Here is a 22,383-nt window from a genome sequence, read left to right on the forward strand (position 1 = left end):
AAAAAAACCGCCGGTGGGCGGTTTTTTTATGTCTGTCTCACTGCAAGTAAAAATTGCGCTTTACAGTTTCTTTAATGCCGCAATAGCGCCGTCGTAATCAGGCTCTTTTGAAAGGTTATCGACAAGCTGCTTGTAAACGATGTTATGTTCTTTATCGAGCACAAATACGGCGCGGGTTAACAAGCCCATATCTTTGATAATCAAACCATAGTTCTTACCAAAGTCACGCCATACTGAGTCAGATAAAGTCACTACTTTGTCTATATTCTCCGCTTTACAAAAACGCTTCTGTGCGAACGGTAAGTCTGCGCTTAAGGTTAGCATCGCCACACTTGGGTAGTCTGAAGCTACTTTTTCATTAAAGTGTTTGGTTTGAATACTACATACACCGGTGTCTAAACTTGGCACAACGCTTAAAAGCACGGCTTGGCCTTGATAGTTGTCTAGTGTGACTGGCGTAAAGCTGCCATCTACTACTTTAAAATTAGGCGCTTTTTGACCAACTTCAACACCTTGTCCTAGTAAAGTGACTGGCTTAGACTGGGCAGAAACCTTACCAGCATCTAAACCATTTTCTGATAAATCACCTGCATAACTAAACGTGCACACTGCACTTAATGCAAATATAAGTGGACGTAACATAATAAGATTCCTTCAAATTAACGCATTTAACATCAGTGTATTATACTCATGAGGTGGCTCCAAGGATTAGTACAATTTAAAATTGTAAATAACCAGTAGTTTGATTAACATGTGTTCGTGACCCTATTTTTTATATATAAAAATAAGAATAAAGTTGCTAGGCTAATTCGCGTCTAGTTAAAAAGTACGGATTTAGAGAGAGAGTATGTCAACATCGGTATTAGTTTGTGATGATTCAAAGTTAGCTCGTCGACAATTAGCACGCTCTTTACCCGATGATTGGGATATTAAAGTTGAGTTTGCTGAAGACGGTGTTCACTGTATTGAGCAAATCAAAAAAATTCAGCCTGAAATACTGTTTCTCGATTTAAACATGCCTGAAATGGATGGCTACGAAGTACTTCAAGCTATTCAAGAACAAGACCTTCATGTTCTCACCGTGGTTGTGTCTGGCGATATTCAGCCTAACGCTCACCAACGTGTGCTTGAGTTAGGCGCTATCGACTTTATTCAAAAACCTTGCTCTGCAGAAAAGCTTGCTAATATCATCGAGCACCATGGCATTAAAGATAAAGCCATGCGTGAGCGCCTTGCTAATAAGCTAGGTGAGCAAGTTGACCCTGATGTACGTGACATCTATCAAGAGCTCACAAACGTGGCTATGGGGCAAGCAGGGGACTTATTAGCGCGTCTTCTTAATGTATTCGTAAAGCTTCCTATTCCTAATGTAAATGTATTAGAGGTAAATGAGCTCGATATGGCTTTACGCTCGATTGATGCGAATGCCACTACATCTGGTGTGTGCCAAGGTTTTATCGGTGGTGGTGTATCTGGTGAAGCCTTATTGCTATTAAATGATTCAAGTTTTAAAGAAATTGCGTCACTTATGAATTACGAAGGTGAGCTTAACGATAAAGTTGAGCTTGAGCTGCTGATGGATGTCAGCAATATTCTAATTGGCGCGATTTTATCAGGGCTTTCTAAACAGCTCGATATGCGTTTTAGCCAAGGTCACCCTGTGGTGCTAGGACAGCATTGTGATGTGACCGATTTAGTAAAAGCCAATAAATCTCGCTGGCAACGAACGCTGGCGATTGAGATCAGCTATGGCATCGAAAATCATAATATTAACTGTGATTTGATGTTGCTGTTCACCGAGGACTCATTAAAAACCCTTAAGTACAAAGTAGCTTATTTATTAGAAGACTAAACTATGCCTGCAGCCGATTTTAATATGAATGAACTCCATTGGTTAATGGATATGTTTAATACCGTTGATGTAGGCCTAGTGGTGCTCGATAGAGACTACAAAGTATGCATCTGGAATGGGTTTATGGAAAACCATTCTGGCTTATTGCCAAGCGCGGTGAAAGATAAAGACCTGTTTGACTTATTTCCATCAATCGATGAAAAGTGGTTTCGCAGCAAATCTGAGTCTGTATTCATTCTAAATAATCGCTCGTTTACTATTTGGGAGCAGCAGCCGTATATTTTCCGTTTCAAAAATTACCGCCCAATTACCGGTAAAGCGGATCATATGTATCAAAATGCCACCTTTATTCCGCTGACGACGACCACAGGTGAAGTATCGCATATCTGTATCATTATCTATGATGTAACCGATGAAGCGGTGAATAAAAAAGAGCTAGAAGAAGCCAACAGTAAGCTTGAACAAATGAGCCGTACCGATGCACTTACTAAGCTTACTAACCGTGGTTATTGGGAAGAAAAGCTACGCAAAGAATATATGCGAATTGTGCGCAGTGGCGGATGTAGCAGCTTATTAATGTTTGATATCGATCACTTTAAAAAGGTTAACGATGAGCATGGCCATCGCGGCGGTGATGAGGCGCTGCGTCATATTGCAGACTTACTACGTAAAACTCTACGTGAAACAGACTTAGCAGGTCGCTATGGTGGTGAAGAGTTTGCGGTAACCTTGCTTGATACTGATCATGAAGGTGCGCATATCTTTGCTGAGCGATTAAGAACACTGATTGAGAACTCATCAATTTACTTTGATGGCAAACAAATCCAACTGACGGTCAGTATTGGTTTTGCGTGCTTCGACGAGAAGTTTGATCGCTACGAAAAGTGGGTTGAAGCAGCCGATAAAGCTTTATATCACTCAAAAGAAAATGGCCGTAACAAGGTCACAGCTTATACAGATTTATAAATAAAGAAGGGGCAAATAAGCCCCTTTTTGATATCAACTTGGTTAAGTTTGCGGGTTAAACCCCGAGTGGCGGTAGAACAAGAATATCTGTTTTAAGTAGCTTCATGACTTTTTCGGCAGTATTACCAATTAGATGACCTTTAATACCTGTATTACCCACCGACCCCATAATCACTAAGTCTGCATTTAATTTAGCTGCAACACTTGGGATCACTTGCTCAACGACACCGGCTTTGATTTTAAGCTTGTCTTTTAAGTCGTGGGCTTCGATTAAGGTACGCTGTGCTACGGGTAGCTTTTCAAAGGCGTTAATCACTTGCTCATCTGAAAATACAATGCCTAAATCACGTAAAAACGGCGATACATGTACGGTATAACAAGCATAAAACTCGCTGTCGTAGTCTTTTGCATAGGCTAAGCCTGCTTTGATAATTGCTTCGTTTAAACAGTATTTAGTCGCCTTCTCACTGCCTAAATCAAGGGCTGCCAGTACATTGGTATTGTTACGCCACTTGTTATCGGCGGCTAAATAAAGCGGTAGTGGGCTAAAGCGAATAAGCTGCCAGTCTAGCTCTGTAAATTGCGTTTCTTCGTCGATGTGACGAGTTTTAATCACCATTTCATAATCTGACGTATCAAGCTCATTGGCTAGCCACTGTACTGGGCTTTCATGCCACAGGGTTTGCAAAGTATAGCTACCATCATCTAAATGTTCACTGATAAGTGGAGCAAGTGCTGCACGGACTTTAGCGAGCTCTTTGTCTTGAATAGCGAGCGCTTCATCAGGTGGAATAGAGAATAAAATGTTATTGGTGTCTTCGTAGCTAAAAGCAACAATATCAATATGCTTCACGCCTTTGGCTTTTTGCTTTGCATGTAATATAGACGTTTTAGCATCGGCTGTAGAGTCGATGATCACCAGTATTTTTTTATTCATTTTTGGCTACTCTGTTGTGTGTCGGGTATCACTGCTTGGGCATTCACCCAATAATGAAACTTCACCTGTTGCGGTTTCTTGTTCCAGTTTTACCTTAAAGCCCCATAGCCTGTAAAGGTGTTTTAACACTTCATCTTTTGATTTAGCTAACGGAATATTGTTATGCGGTACATAACGCAGAGTAAGTGAACGATCTCCTCTAATATCAACATTATAGACTTGAATATTTGGTTCGTGATTACTTAGATTGTATTGTGCCGATAAGGTTTCACGAACCTGGTGATAGCCCATTTCATCATGGATGGCACCGACATTGAGGGTCGGCTCTTTTTCATGATCAATAATGGTAAACAACTTAAAATCACGAATAATTTTTGGTGATAAAAACTGGCTAATAAAGCTCTCATCTTTAAAGTTTTGCAATGCAAAGTGCAGGGTTTCTAACCAATCACTGCCGGCATACTCCGGAAACCATTTCTTGTCTTCTTCTGTTGGATTTTCACAAATACGGCGAATATCAACCATCATGTTAAAGCCAAGAGCATAGGGGTTGATCCCTGAATAATAATTGCTGTTATAGGGCGGTTGATACACCACATTGGTGTGACTTTGTAAAAACTCAAGCATAAAGGCATCGGTGAGCTTACCTTCGTCGTACAGGTGGTTCAAAATGGTGTAATGCCAAAACGTAGCCCAGCCCTCATTCATCACTTGAGTTTGTTTTTGTGGGTAAAAATATTGCGAAATTTTACGCACAATTCGAATTATTTCTCGTTGCCATGACTCTAGCAGCGGCGCATTTTTTTCGATGAAGTACAAAATGTTTTCTTGTGGCTCTTCTGGAAAACGGCGCTCACGCTTTTTCGACTCTTGCTGCGAAGTAGGGATTGTGCGCCACAACTCGTTGACTTGTGATTGTAAGTAGTCTTCACGTTCTTGTTGGCGTTTTTGTTCTTCAAAAAGTGAAATACGTTGCGGGCGCTTGTAGCGGTCGACACCATAATTCATTAACGCATGGCATGAATCAATCAGGTTTTCGACCTCGGTAATACCGTATTTCTCTTCGCACTTGGCAATGTAATTTTTGGCAAATAATAAGTAATCGATAATTGAGCTGGCATCAGTCCATGTTTTGAATAAGTAATTGCCTTTAAAAAATGAGTTGTGACCATAGCAAGCGTGGGCCATTACCAAGGCTTGCATAGGCAGTGTGTTTTCTTCCATTAAATAAGCAATGCAAGGATCTGAGTTAATAACAATTTCATAAGCGAGGCCCATTTGCCCACGTTTATAGTTTTGCTCTGTTTGAATGAATTTTTTACCATACGACCAGTGGCTATAGCCAATCGGCATTCCCACACTCGAATAGGCATCCATCATTTGTTCAGCAGTGATCACCTCAATTTGATTAGGGTAGGTATCGAGCTTATAAATTTTCGCTACCCGTTCAATCTCAGTTTGATACTCTGTTAGTAGATCAAATGTCCAATCAGGACCGTCGCTAATACGTTTATCGGCCATACTTTACCTCACTGGCAAGGCTATGCGGCGCCTTGCTGCTGACGATTCTTTTTAAATAATTCACGGAAAATAGGGTAAATGTCCTCAACGCCACGAATGTGTTGCATGGCAAAATTGTCGTGGGTTTGCACTATTGATTGATACTCTCGCCATAAACTTTGATGAGCACGGGCAGTAATTTCGATATAGGCGTAATAGCGCACCGCCTTTAACAGTTTATTACGTAAAATTTCGCCACAGTTTGGCGAATCATCGGCCCAGTTATCGCCATCAGAGGCTTGCGCTGCGTAAATATTCCACTCTTCTGGATTATAGCGCTCGGCGATGATTTCGTTCATCAGTTTTAATGCACTTGATACTATGGTGCCACCCGTTTCTTGAGAATAGAAAAACTCTTGCTCGTCGACTTCTTTCGCTTGGGTATGATGGCGAATATAAACAACCTCTATATTTTTGTAGCTACGAGTTAAAAATTGATAAAGCAGAATATAAAAGCGTTTTGCCATGTCTTTCGTTGCTTGATCCATCGAGCCAGACACATCCATTAAACAAAACATCACAGCCTTGCTTGTTGGGTGTGGTTGCTTTTCATAATTACGAAAACGTAAGTCGTAATTATCAATAAATGGCACTGCTTTAATGCGGTTTTGCAGCTCCTCAATTTGTCGTTCAAGTAAAGCAATTGCCGCCTTGTCTGGCTGCTCTTCAGCTTGTAGCAGAGCGAGCTGACCCTCAAGCTCTGCAAGGTGACGTTTTTTGCCTGCAGTCATTGCCACTCTTCGAGCAAGCGAGCCTTGCAATGAGCGAACAATATCAATATTGCTTGGCATGCCGTCGTTACAAAAACCAGCGCGATGGGTTTTCATCTGCACCAGTTTATCGAGCTGGTTTTGTTGCAGGTTGGGCAGTTCAAGATCTTCGAACAGTAAATCTAAGTATTCATCTTTTGAAATAGAAAATACAAAGTCGTCTTGTCCTTCACCAGAGTCACTGGCTTCACCTTCGCCGCTACCACCACCTTGACCGCCTCCTTGCGGGCGCTTGATTTTGTCGCCCGTAGAGAATTGGTCATTTCCTGGGTGGATCTGTTCACGGTCGCCACCACGTCCTTGATGAAAAATAGGCTCACTGATATCACGCTGCGGAATAGAGATACTCTCGCCGCTGGTGGTATCGGTTACGCTGCGCTTATTAATGGCATCAGATACCGCTTCTTTAATCTGTTTTTTATAACGCCTGATGAACCGTTGACGATTCAAGGTACTTTTGTTTTTTCCATTCAGGCGTCGGTCAATAAAATGCGCCATAACAACCCCCTTAAAACAAACGTTTTTTACTGCGATTTTCTAACGCGTAAATACCATTCAGAAAGTAAACGTACTTGTTTTTGGGTATAGCCTTTCTCAACCATACGATTGACAAAGTCTTCGTGTTTTTTCTGATCTTCAGCCGAGGTTTTCGCATTGAAGGAAATAACCGGCAGCAGATCTTCGGTATTTGAGAACATTTTCTTCTCAATAACTGTGCGAAGTTTTTCGTAGCTGGTCCAAAGCGGATTCTTGCCTTGGTTGTGGGCACGCGCCCGCAGTACGAAATTAACTATCTCATTACGGAAATCTTTAGGGTTTGAAATACCCGCAGGTTTTTCAATCTTCTCAAGTTCTGCGTTAAGAGCTGCACGGTCAAATAGCTGGCCTGTATCTGGGTCACGGTATTCTTGATCTTGGATCCAGAAATCTGCATAAGTGACGTAGCGGTCAAAGATGTTTTGCCCATATTCTGAGTACGATTCTAAATAGGCTGTTTGTAACTCTTTCCCGATAAACTCTACATACTGAGGAATGAGGTATCCTTTTAAGTGGCTTAAGTAACGCTCTTCAACATCGGCGGTAAATTGCTCTCGCTCAATTTGCTGTTCAAGAACATAGAATAAGTGCACTGGGTTGGCTGCCACTTCAGTGGTATCGAAGTTAAATACCCGCGATAGGATCTTGAACGCAAAGCGAGTAGAAAGCCCTGTCATGCCCTCATCAACACCCGCGTAATCGCGGTATTCTTGATACGACTTAGCTTTCGGATCAGTATCTTTTAAGCTTTCGCCATCATACACCCGCATTTTTGAATAAATACTTGAGTTTTCTGGCTCTTTAATACGAGAAAGAGTGGTAAATTGTGCCAGTGTTTTTAATGTGCCCGGTGCACAAGGTGCATCATGTAATTCACTGTTTTCAAGAAGCTTATTGTAGATCTTAACTTCTTCAGACACACGTAAACAATAAGGCACTTTGACGATGTAAACACGGTCTAAAAATGCTTCATTGTTTTTGTTGTTCTTAAATGTTTGCCACTCAGATTCGTTTGAGTGAGCTAAAATCATGCCATTAAACGGCAGGGCGCTAATGCCTTCTGTGCCGTTGTAATTGCCTTCTTGCGTTGCTGTAAGCAGTGGGTGTAGCACCTTGATTGGCGCTTTAAACATTTCCACAAATTCCATTAAGCCTTGGTTCGCTAAACAAAGTGCACCTGAGTAGGCATAGGCATCAGGGTCGTTCTGTGCAAAGTGCTCAAGCTGGCGAATATCGACTTTACCCACTAACGCTGAAATGTCTTGATTGTTTTCATCGCCAGGCTCTGTTTTCGCAATCGCGACTTGATTTAAAATAGATGGGAAGCGCTTAACCACTCTAAATTGGCTAATATCACCGTTAAATTCGCTTAAGCGTTTTGCAGCCCATGGTGACATCACGGTTTTTAAATAACGCGGTTTAATGCCGTATTCTTTTTCTAAAAGCTCTGCGTCTTCATTTGGGTCAAATAACGCTAAAGGGTGGTCGTTAACAGGCGAGCCTTTGATTGAGTAAATAGGTACCTGCTGCATTAAGTATTTTAGCTTTTCAGCAATTGATGATTTACCGCCACCCACCGGGCCAAGTAAATACAGTACTTGCTTACATTCTTCTAAGCCTTGCGCAGCATGTTTTAAATAAGAGACAATTTGTTCAATGGCATCTTCCATACCATAAAAATCGTGAAATGCAGGGTAGCGTGCAACTACGCGATTAGAAAAGAGCCTGCTTAAGCGCGCATCGGTTGATGTGTCGATAATCTCCGGCTCACCAATGGCCATCAGTAGCCGTTCAGGTGCGCTGGCATAAGCTGATTTATCCTTCTTACAGATCTCGAGAAATTCCTCAATACTGTATTCTTCTTCTTGCGCTGCTTCGTATCGTGATTGGTAATGCTCAAAAATACTCATAGAGACCTCCGAAAACCCGCTAAAATGACGTGTAATTAGATTAAGAGAAAAGCAAAGGCTAATTAAAGCTTAGTCACGATTTTGAATTTTTGCGCAAGAAAATTAAGAATTTAATTGAAAAAAGCTCATCTTGATTACGCTTTTTGGCTGAGGGCTCGGCTGCGACTTAGAAGGGGCGTGCACTGGCAATAAAAAAGACGCCGAAGCGTCTTTTTTTGATTACTGTGTGTAACAGAAGATTAAGCGAAGTTAGCGTTCGCGAAGTCCCAGTTAACTAAAGCCCAGAAACCTTTTAGGTAATCTGGACGAACGTTACGGTAATCGATGTAGTAAGCGTGTTCCCAAAGATCCACAGTTAGGATTGGAGTAACACCTTCATCAGTTAAAGGCGTTGCAGCATTTGATGTGTTAACGATATCAAGTGTGCCGTCAGCTAGTTTAACTAACCAAGTCCAGCTTGAACCGAAGTTGTTTACTGCTTTGTCGTTTAACGCTTCTTTGAATGCCTCGAAAGAACCCCATTTAGCGTTGATCGCGTCAGCGATTGCGCCTGTAGGCTCGCCACCGCCGTTTGGAGATAGGCTGTTCCAGTAGAACGTGTGGTTCCAGATTTGTGCAGCATTGTTAAATACGCCACCTTCTGAAGAACATACGATTTCTTCTAGAGATTTGTTTTCGAATTCTGTGCCTGGGATCAGACCGTTTAATTTCACAACGTAAGTGTTGTGGTGTTTACCGTGGTGAAACTCTAGAGTCTCTTTTGAAATATGTGGCTCTAATGCATCGATTGCGTATGGTAGTGACGGTAGTTCAAATGCCATTTTTTATCTCCATCTTCTTGGTTGATAGTCCACTCAGTTATAGGTAATAGCAAGGTAAACCGCGTACTTCCCTATACCAAGTGGTATTATAGTGTTACTATAATTGTTGAGTATTTTACTCAAGTTTTAGCAAACAGCAATGCTATTGCTAAAGACTATTTAAAATTGTGGCTACGAATGCCGATTTTAAGTTATATATCTGAGGCCACAGTGAAACTTTTTCAAGGCCAATGTAGTAAGCCAATGTCTTTTTTGAGGTTGTAAATGGAAACCATCGATAAAATTAAACAGCAAATTTCTGAAAATCCTATCCTTCTTTACATGAAAGGATCACCAAAGTTACCTAACTGTGGTTTTTCTTCACAAGCATCACAAGCACTTATGGCGTGTGGTGAGCAGTTTGCTTACGTTGACATTCTACTTAACCCAGATATCCGTGCAGAGTTACCTGCATACGCAAACTGGCCAACATTCCCACAACTATGGGTAGAAGGCGAGCTTATCGGTGGTTGTGACATTATCATCGAAATGTTTCAACGTGGTGAATTACAGCCACTAATCACTGAAACAGCTGCAAAGTACAAAGAAAAAGACGCTGAATAATTATATTTAGTGTAGAAAGAAGCCGCTGATTGCGGCTTTTTTTATATCAAATTTATCAAGCTGGCAGCAAAACATGGACGCTTAATCCACCTTGCTCGCGGTTATGCAAGCTAATTTGCCCGTGGTGTGCTTCAACTATTTCCCTGCAAAGTGCTAGCCCTAAGCCACTGCCTGTTGCTTTGGTTGAGTAAAAGGGAATAAGTGCGTTTGCCATTACAGCTTCACTCATGCCTTTGCCTTTATCACTCACCGTAATGTGTGTGCCACTTGCTTCTTGTTGCACAGTTAAGCTGACATCTTCGGGGTTTGAACCCGATTCATAGGCATTTTTTAATAAGTTTATAAGTAACTGTTCGAGCTGAGTGTGATCAGCATCAGTTGTCACTCGCTCATCAAGTGATACCTCGACCTGCCACTGACTTTTTAATTGCTCAATCAGTGTCGGCCAGTTAATCGTTGATAGTTGAGGGGTGGGTAACTTGGCAAATTTACCATAGCCTTGTACAAACTCATTAAGGTGTTTTATGCGCTCTTCAATGGTGGTAAATACCCGTTTTAAACGTGGTTCATCGACTTCTTTCGTTAATAGTTGCGCGCTATGAAGCATCGACGACATTGGCCCTAGGGAGTTGTTAAGCTCATGGCTAATGATACGAATAACTTTTTTCCATACCTCTACTTCTTGGCGGCTTAGCTCGCGAGTCAGCTGTTTAAAAACATACAGTTGATGAAACTGATTATTAAGTAATAATCGGCCTGTTGCCATATGCCAAGTTTGTGATTCTTGGTCTGCTTTGTCGAGGGTAAATAAACCATCAACGCCTTTGTGAATCGCACGCGTTAATTGCTCGCAGCTTGAATCTAGTAAGTTTTCAAGCTTGGCGCCTTCAAGGGCTGATTTAGCATCGAGTAAGCTGCGGGCACTGTGGTTGCTATAAACAATAAAGCCTTGGTCGTTGGTCAAAAGCACGGCTTGTGGCGAGCTTTGCAGTACTTTGTCGAGCATCAACTCACGCTGATAAATCCATTGTTTTTCTTGGCGAAGCTGTTTTGCGGTTTGATTATAAAGCCGGCATAAATCACCAAGTTCATCGCTGCCATCATAAGCTAATAATGTAGCCAGCTCACCATCTTTAAAATTAAGCAGCCCGGTTTCGAGTGAGTTCATACCATCAATGAGCGGAGCTGATAATTGCGCGGCAAAGAATCCGCTGATCAAGGTGCAAGCGAGTAGGGCTAATAGGCTGTAAAGCAAGCTTATGCCCGCAAAATAACAAACTAACACAAGCGGCAATGCAGATGCTGCAATACATAAGGTTATGATTTTATATCGAAACGAAAAACGCATTAGTATTCAATCTTAAATTTATCAAGTCTGCGATAAAGCGCTTGGCGGCTTAAGCCAAAATGGCGAGCCACTTTAGCAATCACACCTTTGTACTCACGCATGGCAAGTTCGATCTCTTGTTTGTTAGGCTCAACTCTTGTTTGTGTTGGGGTGTTTGTTTCAACTTGTAAGCCAAAATCAGCAAGCTCAATCACCCCTGTGGGTTTTAAAACTGCAGCACGTTTACAGGCATTTTCAAGCTCACGAACATTACCCGGCCAGCTATGGGCGAGCAGGGCTTTTTCTGTGCTTAGTGACAGTGTGCGCTCAGGTAAAAAGTGTGCGACCAAAGCTAAAATATCATCTGGGCGATGGGCAAGGCTTGGTAAATTTAACTCAATAACATTTAAGCGGTAGTAAAGGTCTTCCCGAAATTGACCTGCTTTAATTGCATGGCTTAAATCTTCATTGGTTGCTGAAATCACACGCACATTCACTTTACGTGTTTGTGTTGAACCTAAACGTTCAAATTCACCGGTTTGTAAAATGCGTAATAATTTCATTTGCCCAGAAAGTGGTAAGTTACCAATTTCGTCTAAAAATAGGGTGCCACCATCGGCCGCTTCAAAACGACCAATACGCTGTTTAGTAATACCTGTATAGGCGCCCGCTTCGGCACCAAATAACTCAGCCTCAATAAGCTCGCTTGGTAAAGCACCCGCATTAACAGTGATAAAGGGTTTATCAGCTAATAATGAATTGGCTTGTATTATTTGTGCAATGCGTTCTTTACCACTACCGTTGGGGCCTGTGATCAGTACTGAAATATCCGATTTAGCCACTTGAATCGCAAGATTAACAATGTGCTCCATAGCGGTACTTTTATAAACCAAGCCTACTAAATTTGCTTGTTGTACAGATGCGTCACGTTCTTGCTGATGGCGGGTAAAGGTTTCGTTTTGTTGTTTTGCTTTACCCAGCTCGATTAGGTTATGTACACAAGTAAGTAGCTTGGCATCGTCCCATGGTTTTGGTAAATAATCAGCCGCCCCAGCTTTGACAAGTTCAACGGCAGTAGAAAGCTCTGTCCATGCGGTGATCAAAATAATCGGTTGGTGAGGATTAATGTCTCGTAAGGCATAAAAAAGTTCCTTGCCTTCTTCGCCGGAAGTGGTGTCGGCGGTGAAATTCATGTCTTGAATAACAAGCGCAATACGTTGGTATTGTACGGCCTGAATTGCCTCAAACGAGTTACTTGCTGTAACAACATCAAAACCGTGAATTTCGAGTAATAACGACAATGCATCCAAAATGGCTGGGTTATCGTCGACGATCAGTATTTTTTCCATATTATTGTTTTAGTTATTTTCCTAATAAGGGTGCAAGATGAATGCTACACTGTTAATCCAGTGTAGCATAGGTTGGGAGAACTAAATTGTTCGAGTTGCAATGCTCGGTGAGATATTCGCCGCCCGTTTTGCAGGGGCAAGTACTGCTAATAAACTCATAACGAACACTGCCAGCGCCGTAGCAAGCACGTAGCTAATATCAAGCTGAGCAATTGAAAAGTGCTGCATCAGTAATTGTCCTAAATACACGGCAGCAATCACACCAATCACTAAACCAACTATACATATCATGGCGTTTTCAACTAAGAAGTAGCTAATGATGGCAGATTTTCTGGCGCCTAAAGCGCGGCGAGTACCTATTTGTTTAGTACGCTTGCTAATATTGAACAGCGTTAAGCCGAAAATACCCAGGGCCGTCACCAACACTAAAATAGTAATAAGTACAATCAGCATGCGCATCATTAATGTATCTTCAGCCATGTATGACTCTTTATCGTCATCTAAGCCACGAATGCGAGAAATAACACGTTTGTTGTAGTTTTTCAGCATGGCTTCTTCAACACGGTTCATGACTGATTGACGTTGACCAGGCTCTGTTCTAACCACAAAGCGTGCATTTGTACCAGGCTTAATAAAAGGCAGCAGTGCTACGTTATCTGGGCGGCTGTCTTTAAGCCATGGGCCCTTCATAAGATCTATTACGCCAATTATTTTCATTGGAATATCACCAAAATAGACAGTTTGGCCTAAACCATTGCCGTCAGGGAATAGCTCATCGAGTAGAGTTTTAGTGACAACGGTTACTTTTGAAAGCTCATCATAGTTATCGGTGACAATCACTTCATCTTCGGTGTAGTTACGCCCAGCAATGAGTTTTACACCATAGGTATTGATACCATGCTCATCGATAAACATGTATGAAGTACGGGCTGATTTACTCTCTTCAGGTGCTGGTTTTAAGCTAAAATCAGACGAAGAACCACTGCCCGAAAGCGGTGTGTTACTTGAATAAGCAGCATCGACTACCCCAGGTATTTGACGAAGCATGGCTTCATCAAGTTCATATTGCTGAGACGGTGACACATCTTTGCCAAACATCATGACATTAAAAACGAAAATGTCTTGTTCAGGGTAGCCTGTTTCTTGGCTTAAATAGCTAACTCTGTCTTGGATAATAAACGCCGCATTACTAACAATTGCAGTGGTGATGGCAATTTGGATCAGTAATAAAATGGCGCCAACTTTTGAGCGGCATAAGGCGTGAAAGATAGGTTTAATTTCTAACATGGGTGTCTTCCTTATTGGCTCTTAAGATAAATAGCAGGGTTGGTTTTACATACCAGCCAAGCAGGGTATAGACCCGCTATCACACAGGTGCTAATTGCAATCACAGGTGCGCTAAGTAGCATGGTTAAGTCCATAGTGGCTAAGCTTTGGTAGTAGCTATAGCTTTGACGTACGCCTAACAAACCTACTTGTGCCAAAATAATACCCAAGATGCCACCTAAGAAACCTAACATCGCTACCTCAACAATATGTTGAAAGAATATTTGGCGTTTGCTGGCACCTAATGCACGGCGCACACCGACTTCCGGAGCGCGGCGTAAAAATTTCGCTAGTAATAAACCTAAAATGTTGGCAAGGCATACCGCCAAAAACATAAAGCTTAGGCCAACCAGAATTTCGTTGTCTTCGCTAACGACATTGTTGTACTGCATCCACTCATTTACATCGCGTAAGGTGGCGGTTAATTTATCGCGGTTAAAACGACCTAGCTTTTGTTGCTCTTGCATATAGGCCATTAAAAAGTCTTGGTAAGCTTGTTTTTCTGCAGGTGTTTTTAATTCAACCCAAAATTGTAACCAAACCATTTCAGAATTGAGCTTGTCGTTAAAGGTATTGGTTTTTTCGTGCTTCCAACCATTGGTATTACCCCAGTTTTCAAGCTCTCGGGCTTTCATTAGGCTAAATGGTAAAAATAGTTGCTCGGTCTTATTAAATGCACCGTTATTTAGGTCATAGTATTTGGTGGTGATATTCCAATCATCAATCACGCCAATAACTTCGTAGCTGGCATCATCAAGGTACACCATTTTGCCTACCGGGTTTTCACCTGCGAATAGTTTGTCGTTTAATTCTTTATTGATCACCACAACAGGGGCTGCATCGGCTTCTTGTTGCGCGCTCCAAACCCCACCATAAATAAACGATAGGTTAAACATATCGAAAAAATCTGGGGTGGTTAGGCGTGCTTGACCAATAAATGGTTTTACTTTGTCTGAGTCTAAATAAACTGAAAAACCCGTTCTAACCATAGTGACACGTTTGCCACCTTCTTTGGCCTGATTAAGGTTAACGGCATCTTGATAAGTTAATTGCAGTGGCATGTTATCGACTGTCCACCACGTACGGCCTTCATCCATGGTTTGTAACTGCACAGAATAAAGGTCGCTACTTTTTTCAGGAATAGGATCTGCCGACATCATGTGATACACAGATAAGCTTGTCATGGTTACGCCAATACCAATGGCAATGGCCAGTACCATTAAAAAGCTCACAAGTGGCGTGCGCTTAAAGCTGCGCCAGCTTAAATCTAAATAATGAAGGAACATGGTTACACTCCAGCCGCTTTAAGGTTTTGAGTGCCTTGATACAAGGTGAAGTCAGCTAGTTGGCCGTCAACAACTTGGATGTTACGTGGTGCTCTGCGGGCAAGCTCTGGATCATGGGTAACCATGATGATGGTTGCGCCATCCCGGTTGATTTGTTCAAGTAGCTCCATTACTTGACGGGCCATTAAACTGTCTAAATTACCAGTTGGCTCATCGGCAAGTAAAAAGCGCGGTTCACCTGCAAGAGCTCTGGCAATGGCCACACGTTGCTGTTGACCACCAGAAAGTTGTTGCGGTAAGTGTTTAGCGCGTGATGCTAAACCAACTTGCTCTAGGCATTGCTCAATTCGGCGCTTACGCTCAGCAGCTTTAATACCGCGATAACGCAGTGGTACTTCAATATTTTCATAGAGGTTCAAATCTGGAATAAGGTTGAAGCCTTGGAAAATAAAACCAATTTTTTGATTACGTAAGTCAGCACGCTGGTTGTCGTTTAGTTTACCCACATCAATACCGTCTAACATGTATTGGCCTTCGCTAAATGGTTCTAACATACCGGCGATGTTTAAAAATGTGGTTTTACCTGAGCCACTTGGGCCCGTTACTGCGATAAACTCACCTTCTTCAACTTGTAGATTAAAGTCGCGAAGGGCGTGCGTTTGTACCATATCTGTTTGATACACTTTGCTGATGTTGTTCATTGTAAGCATGTTGATTATTCCTTTTATTTGTTAGCGTAAAACCAGTGTGGATGCTTTTTTAAAGCGATCGTAATTCGAGATAATTAACTTATCGCCAGGCTCTACGCCTTCGATAATCTCGACAGCATTGATACTGCTTGCACCGGTTTTTATATCGATTAAATAAGCCATGTCACCGTCAACTTTATAAGCATGGGTGCCACCTTGTTGTAAGAATGCGCCGCGTTTTACCTGCAATACATTGTCGCGATTCTCTAATAAAATACGTGCGGTTAAGCGTTGGTTTTGGCGAATGCCAGAAATCTCATTGTCAAAGCGTACGCGGGTAGTGACCTCGCGATTATTCACTTCAGGCGAAATAGCCGAAAGGGTGCCTGTTACATGACGTGCGCCTAAAGTAAGTTCTACTTGCATACCAAGACCCAGCTCATTGGCGTAGCTTTCTGGTACTTGCAGTTCTGCTTCAAAGTTACTTAAATCGACCAATGTCATTAGTGGTTGGCTTTGTGTGACCGCTTCTTTTTGTTGCACTAATAAGTTACCCACAATACCGCTTACACTCGCGGTAATAGTGAGTTCATTTACTTGTCTGAGTAAGTCATCAACAATTAGTTGCTGACGTGCCAGATCACGCTCTGCTGCTTTTAGCTCAAATGCGAGGGTATCTTTTGCTAAGCTGACTTCTTGCTCGGCGTGCTTATATGAAAGCTTGGCACGAGCTAAGTCATCAACGGCTTTTTCTAAATCTATTTGGCTAATTAAATGTTTTTCGATTGAGATTTTTGCTCGGCGGTTTTCTCTATCTGCGGCATTGAGTTCAACTTGCGCTAAATCTAGTGCTTTAGTCAGGCTCAACTTTTGTCTACGCGCTTCAAGTTGCTTGCGCTGTAATTCGCCTTCTAATCGCGCTAATACTGATTGTTGCTGTTTTAGCTCGTTTGTTAGCTCAGGGCTGGTTACGGTTGCGATCACTTCATTGACTTCAACGCTATCACCGGCTTTTACTTTTAAATCGACAAAGCCGCGTTCAGGGCTGTAAACCTTTGGCGCATTAGCTGCAACGATTTTACCGCTCGCTGCCACATCTCTGGTGAGTGTCTTTTGGCTTACTTCACTAATTTGTAGGCTTGCTGCATCAACCGAAATGCTGCCATCGTTACTGGCAAACAATGCTTGAAAGCCAAGCGCACCAACAAGTATTACACCTGCAGCTATTTTAAGTGGCTTTTTAATGGTGCTTTTCTTCGCCACGGTAATATCTTGGGCACTGGTATCCTTAATCATCATAACTCCTTACGATTCTCAAAACACACAATCATGAAGCCAACGGCAAGCATGGTAAGTGGAGAAGCCATAAACAAACTGATAGTGAACATTTTGAAATCCTCAATTTCGCTGATGTCTTATCTATACCAGTAGCGTGCCAGTTTTTAATTTATTGATTTTTAATGATTTTATGTTTTATTGGTGAGTTGAAGCCTGTCCGCGGACAGAAAAAGTGTCCGCAGCGGACACTTTTAAATTGCTGATTGTTGACGCAAGGGTAAAGAACTCAGTCATTGCGACTAAGGTAGTCTGCTCAGATACATAGTTTGTAACTATGCTAAAGCCAAGAGTAAATAATGATGCAGTTAGGTTAGCCGAGACCCCGTAAAATACTGCATTGATATTCATAATGTGAATAATTATTCAAAATAAAGTGCAGTTTACGTTAACGTAAAGAAGCGGGTTTTTAGATTGTTTTTTTACAAGTTGTTAAATTTGACACCAGTGTCATAAAAAAATAACGGGTAAAATGCGACTAAATGTAAAAAAATAGCATAGAATTTAAAAAGTGCCTTAAGTGAGAAATATTCATGAATATGAATATGTATTCAAAACTCTATTGACTCATGAGGTATTTGGCGATAGTTTTGTTCGTCTGCTAGCACTGTCACAAAAGACTGAACCGCTAGTCGTTGTAGCAAGGGGAGGGGTCTATGTTATACGACTCAAAATTAGAAAAAGATAATTGTGGCTTTGGCTTAATAGCCCAGGTCAATGGTCAGGCGAGTCACCGCTTGATTCGAACAGCAATCACTGGCTTAGATCGCATGGAACACCGTGGGGGTATTTCTGCTGATGGTAAAACAGGTGATGGCTGTGGTTTATTAATGCAAAAACCTGATAGTTTCTTTCGCGCTATTGCCAGCGAACATGATTGGCATCTAGGAAAGAACTACGCCGTTGGCATGGTATTTCTAAATGCTGATCCTGTACTTGCGCAAACAGCTAAAGATGTGTTGAGTGAAGAACTCGAAAAAGAAACCTTGAGCATTCAAGGCTGGCGCGTAGTACCGACTGATGCGTCATGTTTAGGGCCAATTGCAAAAAAACAACTACCAGGCTTTGAACAAATTTTTGTAAGCGCACCAGAAGGCTGGCGTCCAAAAGATTTAGAACGTCGTTTATATGTAGCGCGTCGTCGTGCTGAAAAACGCCTCGAAAACGATGAACATTTTTATATTGCCAGCTTATCTGGTTTAGTTACTGTCTATAAAGGCTTAATGATGCCTGTAGACTTACCTAACTTTTATTTAGACCTAGCTGACATTCGCATGACCAGTGCGATTTGTGTATTCCACCAACGTTTCTCTACTAATACACAACCTCGTTGGCCACTGGCGCAACCATTCCGCTATTTAGCGCATAATGGTGAAATTAATACGATTCAAGGTAACCGCCAATGGGCCCGTGCCCGTGCGTATAAGTTTGCCTCACCACTTATTCCTGATTTGCAATCAGCAGCACCATTCGTTAATGAAAGCGGCTCAGACTCTTCTAGCTTAGATAATATGCTTGAATTGTTCTTAGCCGGTGGCATGGATTTATTCCGTGCAATGCGTATGCTTGTGCCGCCAGCATGGCAAAAAAACCGTGCTATGGATGATGACCTTCGTGCATTCTACGACTTTAACTCAATGCATATGGAACCATGGGATGGCCCTGCTGGTATTGTAATGTCTGACGGTCGTTTTGCAGCTTGTAACCTTGACCGTAACGGTTTACGCCCTGCGCGCTATGTAATAACTCAAGATGGTTTTATTACCCTTGCCTCAGAAGTAGGTATTTGGGACTACGCGCCAGACGAAGTGGTTGAGAAAGGCCGTGTTGGCCCTGGTGAGTTATTAGTTATTGATACTCATCAAGGTAAAATTTGGCATTCAGATGAGATTGACCAAGATCTTAAGTCACGCCATCCATATAAAGCATGGCTTGAAGCAAACGTTAAGCGTTTAACGCCATTTGAACAGTTATCTGAAAAAGATGCGGGTAACCGTTCTTTTGATGACGAAACACTGCTTAAGTATCAAAAAATGTTTGGCTACACCAACGAAGAGCTTGATAGCGTGATTCGTGTTATGGGTGAAAATGGTCAAGAAGCAACAGGTTCAATGGGTGATGACACGCCATTTGCGGTACTGTCAGAGGGTCATCGTTCACTGTTCGATTACTTCCGACAGAAATTTGCGCAAGTAACGAACCCACCAATTGATCCGCTTCGTGAAAATCACGTTATGTCACTGGCAACCTGTATTGGTAGTGAGCAAAACGTATTTAACGAAACAACCGGCCATGCTAAGCGTTTACAGTTTGATACGCCGATTTTGATGTATGCTGATATGCAACAGTTGATCAATGCTGACGATGAGCATTACAGCTACTGTAAAATTGATATCACTTACACACTAGAAGAAGGCTTAGAAAACGCAATCACACGTATTTGTGATGAAGCACAAGAAAAAGCAGCGTCAGGCTGTGTCATGCTTATTTTAAGTGATCGTAACTTTAGCGAAACGCATTTGCCGATCCCGGCTGCGATGGCGGTTGGTTCAATTCAAAAGCGTTTAGTCGATAATAATTTACGTTGTGAATCTAATATCATCATCGAATCAGGCAGTGTCCGTGATGCGCATCAATTTGCGGTATTACTTGGTTTTGGTGCAACGGCAATTTATCCGTACCTTGCTTATGAATCATTAGTTGCAATGAGCGACAAAAAGACCCTGAACAAAAGCTATTGCGAAGTAACGCTTGCTTATCGTAATGCGATTAATAAGGGTCTGTATAAAATTATGTCGAAAATGGGTATCAGTACTGTCGCTTCGTACCGCTGCTCAATGTTATTTGAGGCAGTTGGTTTATCAGATGCGGTTGTAGAAACTTGTTTTAACGGTGTAGCTAGTCGTATTAAAGGGGCGTGTTTCACTGATTTTGATGATGATCAACGTAAACTTCATAAGTTGGCATTTAGTAAACGTAAGTTATTAAGCCATGGTGGCTTACTAAAATATGTTCACGGTGGTGAGTACCATGCTTATAACCCAGATGTTATTCAAACACTACAAAAAGCAGTGCGCTCTGGAGATTATAAAGACTATTTGGCTTATGCTGATTTAGTAAATAACCGCCCGATAACCAATTTACGTGACATGCTGGCGGTGAAAATTCCTGATACAGGTGTGAGTGTTGATGACGTAGAGCCAGCAACTGAGCTGTACAAACGTTTTGACTCAGCAGCAATGAGTATTGGTGCATTATCGCCAGAAGCGCATGAAGCACTCGCGATTGCAATGAACCGCTTAGGTGGTTGTTCAAACTCTGGTGAAGGTGGTGAAGACAAGCTTCGCTACGGTACAGAGAAAAACTCACGTATTAAGCAAGTTGCTTCGGGCCGTTTTGGTGTAACACCACATTACTTACGTAGCGCTGATGTCATTCAAATTAAAGTGGCGCAAGGTGCAAAACCAGGTGAGGGTGGTCAATTACCGGGTGAAAAAGTAACGCCGTATATTGCAAAATTACGTTACTCAGTGCCAGGTGTGACCTTGATTTCGCCTCCGCCGCATCACGATATTTACTCGATTGAAGATTTAGCCCAGCTTATTTTCGATTTAAAACAAGTAAACCCAGATGCACTGATCTCGGTGAAACTCGTTTCTGAGCCGGGTGTAGGTACTATCGCAACTGGCGTAGCTAAAGCCTATGCAGATTTAATTACCATTGCTGGTTATGACGGTGGCACAGGTGCAAGCCCGCTTACTTCTGTTAAGTATGCAGGTAGCCCTTGGGAGCTTGGTCTTGCTGAAACCCAGCAAGCGCTGGTAGAAAATGGTTTACGTCACCGTATTCGCCTACAAACAGATGGTGGTCTGAAAACGGGTTTAGATATCATTAAGGCGGCTATTTTAGGTGCTGAAAGCTTTGGCTTTGGTACTGGCCCTATGGTGGCACTAGGTTGTAAATACTTGCGTATTTGTCACTTAAATAACTGTGCGACCGGTGTTGCAACGCAAGACGATACGCTGCGCCAAAAGCATTATCATGGCCTGCCAGAAATGGCGATGAACTACTTCAAGTTTATAGCCGAAGAAGCACGCCAAATTATGGCAAGCTTAGGTGTAACTCGTTTAACTGATTTAATTGGTCGTTTGGACTTACTTGAAGCAATTGAAGGCAACACAGAGAAACAAAAGAAAGTAGATCTGTCGTCTGTGATTGCTGTGCCTAACAACCCTACGGGTGAAACCTTGTATTGTAGTGCGCCAAATAGCTCACACTACTTAGGTCAGCTAAATGAAACCTTGCTTGAAAAAGCCAAGCAAGCAATCGATGAAAAATCGGGTATCTCGCTGGTTAACCGTATTTGCAATACAGACCGCTCAGTGGGCGCTATGTTGTCTGGCTATATCGCTTCTAAACATGGTAACCAAGGTATGGCTGCTGATCCTGTCTCTATTGAGCTTCATGGTACAGCGGGTCAATCATTCGGTGTGTGGAATGCTGGTGGCCTTGAAATGACACTCGTTGGTGATGCTAATGACTATGTTGGTAAAGGCATGGCTGGCGGTAAGCTAGTAATTCGCCCACCGCTGGGTTCATCATTCGAAAGCCACAAAGCAACCATTGCCGGTAATACCTGTTTATATGGTGCAACGGGCGGTAAATTATTTGCTGCAGGCTGCGCCGGTGAGCGTTTTGCAGTGCGTAACTCAGGCGTACAAGCGGTTGTAGAAGGTGTTGGTGACAACGGCTGTGAATACATGACAGGTGGTGTGGTTTGCGTACTTGGCAAAGTGGGTATCAACTTTGGTGCAGGTATGACAGGGGGATTTGCTTATATTCTTGATGAAGGCAATGACTTTGAAAAACGCATTAACCCTGAGCTTGTTGAAATTGTTACCCTTGAAGGGTTGGCGTCACACCAAGAACATTTACGCGGACTCATTGCTGAGCATTTAGAGCTTACAGGCTCAAACCGCGCTGAGCAGATTTTAGCTAACTTCGATTTATACATGCCTATGTTTAAATTAGTTAAGCCAAAATCTAGTGATGTAAAAAGTTTACTCGGACACCGAGCGCGCAGCAGCGCAGAGCTTCGTGTTCAGGCTCAGTAAG

The 22,383-nt window shown here is 42.3% G+C and carries 16 protein-coding genes; 4 read left to right on the plus strand and 12 right to left on the minus strand.

Annotated features, from left to right (window positions below):
- Positions 1-60: 60 nt before the first annotated feature.
- Complete coding sequence (gene tpx, locus WA256_RS16785; RefSeq protein WP_335992682.1) at positions 61-642, minus strand: thiol peroxidase; 582 nt, start codon at positions 640-642, stop codon at positions 61-63.
- Between the two features lie 205 nt (positions 643-847).
- Here tpx and WA256_RS16790 point away from each other — a divergent pair, with 205 nt between their 5' ends.
- Entirely contained in the window at positions 848-1,852 is a 1,005-nt protein-coding gene (locus tag WA256_RS16790) for a response regulator (protein ID WP_054561731.1), read from the plus strand.
- Positions 1,853-1,855: 3 nt separating this feature from the next.
- Positions 1,856-2,818, plus strand: a complete 963-nt coding sequence (locus WA256_RS16795) for a sensor domain-containing diguanylate cyclase (RefSeq protein WP_054561730.1) — start codon at positions 1,856-1,858, stop codon at positions 2,816-2,818.
- 55 nt (positions 2,819-2,873) lie between these two features.
- Here WA256_RS16795 and WA256_RS16800 read toward each other — a convergent pair whose 3' ends face one another.
- The 5 genes from WA256_RS16800 to WA256_RS16820 form a co-directional block, all read right to left on the minus strand.
- Positions 2,874-3,755, minus strand: coding sequence for a universal stress protein (locus WA256_RS16800; RefSeq protein WP_062564580.1), 882 nt, complete (start codon positions 3,753-3,755; stop codon positions 2,874-2,876).
- A 6-nt stretch (positions 3,756-3,761) separates the two neighbouring features.
- Positions 3,762-5,276, minus strand: coding sequence for a SpoVR family protein (locus tag WA256_RS16805; RefSeq protein ID WP_335992683.1), 1,515 nt, complete (start codon positions 5,274-5,276; stop codon positions 3,762-3,764).
- Positions 5,277-5,296: 20 nt separating this feature from the next.
- Positions 5,297-6,583 carry a YeaH/YhbH family protein gene (locus WA256_RS16810; protein WP_130167088.1) on the minus strand — a complete coding sequence of 429 codons (1,287 nt, stop codon included), beginning with the start codon at positions 6,581-6,583 and terminating at the stop codon, positions 5,297-5,299.
- Between the two features lie 26 nt (positions 6,584-6,609).
- On the minus strand, positions 6,610-8,532 hold the full coding sequence (locus WA256_RS16815) for a PrkA family serine protein kinase (RefSeq protein ID WP_054551538.1): 1,923 nt from the start codon (positions 8,530-8,532) through the stop codon (positions 6,610-6,612).
- 239 nt (positions 8,533-8,771) lie between these two features.
- Positions 8,772-9,353 (minus strand): superoxide dismutase, encoded by a 582-nt coding sequence (locus WA256_RS16820; protein ID WP_062564577.1) that lies wholly within the window; start codon positions 9,351-9,353, stop codon positions 8,772-8,774.
- Between the two features lie 264 nt (positions 9,354-9,617).
- On the opposite strand from WA256_RS16820, the gene WA256_RS16825 reads away from it, so the two are divergent.
- Entirely contained in the window at positions 9,618-9,956 is a 339-nt protein-coding gene (locus WA256_RS16825) for a Grx4 family monothiol glutaredoxin (protein WP_054551536.1), read from the plus strand.
- A 55-nt stretch (positions 9,957-10,011) separates the two neighbouring features.
- Here WA256_RS16825 and WA256_RS16830 read toward each other — a convergent pair whose 3' ends face one another.
- The 6 genes from WA256_RS16830 to WA256_RS16855 form a co-directional block, all read right to left on the minus strand.
- On the minus strand, positions 10,012-11,304 hold the full coding sequence (locus WA256_RS16830) for a sensor histidine kinase (protein ID WP_335992684.1): 1,293 nt from the start codon (positions 11,302-11,304) through the stop codon (positions 10,012-10,014).
- Complete coding sequence (locus tag WA256_RS16835) at positions 11,304-12,632, minus strand: sigma-54-dependent transcriptional regulator (protein WP_335992685.1); 1,329 nt, start codon at positions 12,630-12,632, stop codon at positions 11,304-11,306. Before WA256_RS16835 ends, WA256_RS16830 begins: the two co-directional genes overlap by 1 nt.
- An 81-nt stretch (positions 12,633-12,713) precedes the next feature.
- Positions 12,714-13,919 (minus strand): ABC transporter permease, encoded by a 1,206-nt coding sequence (locus WA256_RS16840; RefSeq protein WP_063527443.1) that lies wholly within the window; start codon positions 13,917-13,919, stop codon positions 12,714-12,716.
- A gap of 11 nt (positions 13,920-13,930) precedes the next feature.
- Complete coding sequence (locus WA256_RS16845) at positions 13,931-15,244, minus strand: ABC transporter permease (protein WP_335992686.1); 1,314 nt, start codon at positions 15,242-15,244, stop codon at positions 13,931-13,933.
- A gap of 2 nt (positions 15,245-15,246) precedes the next feature.
- Entirely contained in the window at positions 15,247-15,954 is a 708-nt protein-coding gene (locus tag WA256_RS16850; RefSeq protein ID WP_054551528.1) for an ABC transporter ATP-binding protein, read from the minus strand.
- Positions 15,955-15,975: 21 nt separating this feature from the next.
- Positions 15,976-17,229 (minus strand): efflux RND transporter periplasmic adaptor subunit, encoded by a 1,254-nt coding sequence (locus WA256_RS16855; protein ID WP_335992691.1) that lies wholly within the window; start codon positions 17,227-17,229, stop codon positions 15,976-15,978.
- A gap of 695 nt (positions 17,230-17,924) precedes the next feature.
- On the opposite strand from WA256_RS16855, the gene gltB reads away from it, so the two are divergent.
- Entirely contained in the window at positions 17,925-22,382 is a 4,458-nt protein-coding gene (gltB, locus tag WA256_RS16860) for a glutamate synthase large subunit (protein ID WP_062564567.1), read from the plus strand.
- Position 22,383 lies beyond the last annotated feature (1 nt).

It is taken from the genome of Pseudoalteromonas sp. CH_XMU1449-3 (assembly GCF_037027245.1).
Lineage (GTDB): Bacteria > Pseudomonadota > Gammaproteobacteria > Enterobacterales > Alteromonadaceae > Pseudoalteromonas > Pseudoalteromonas shioyasakiensis.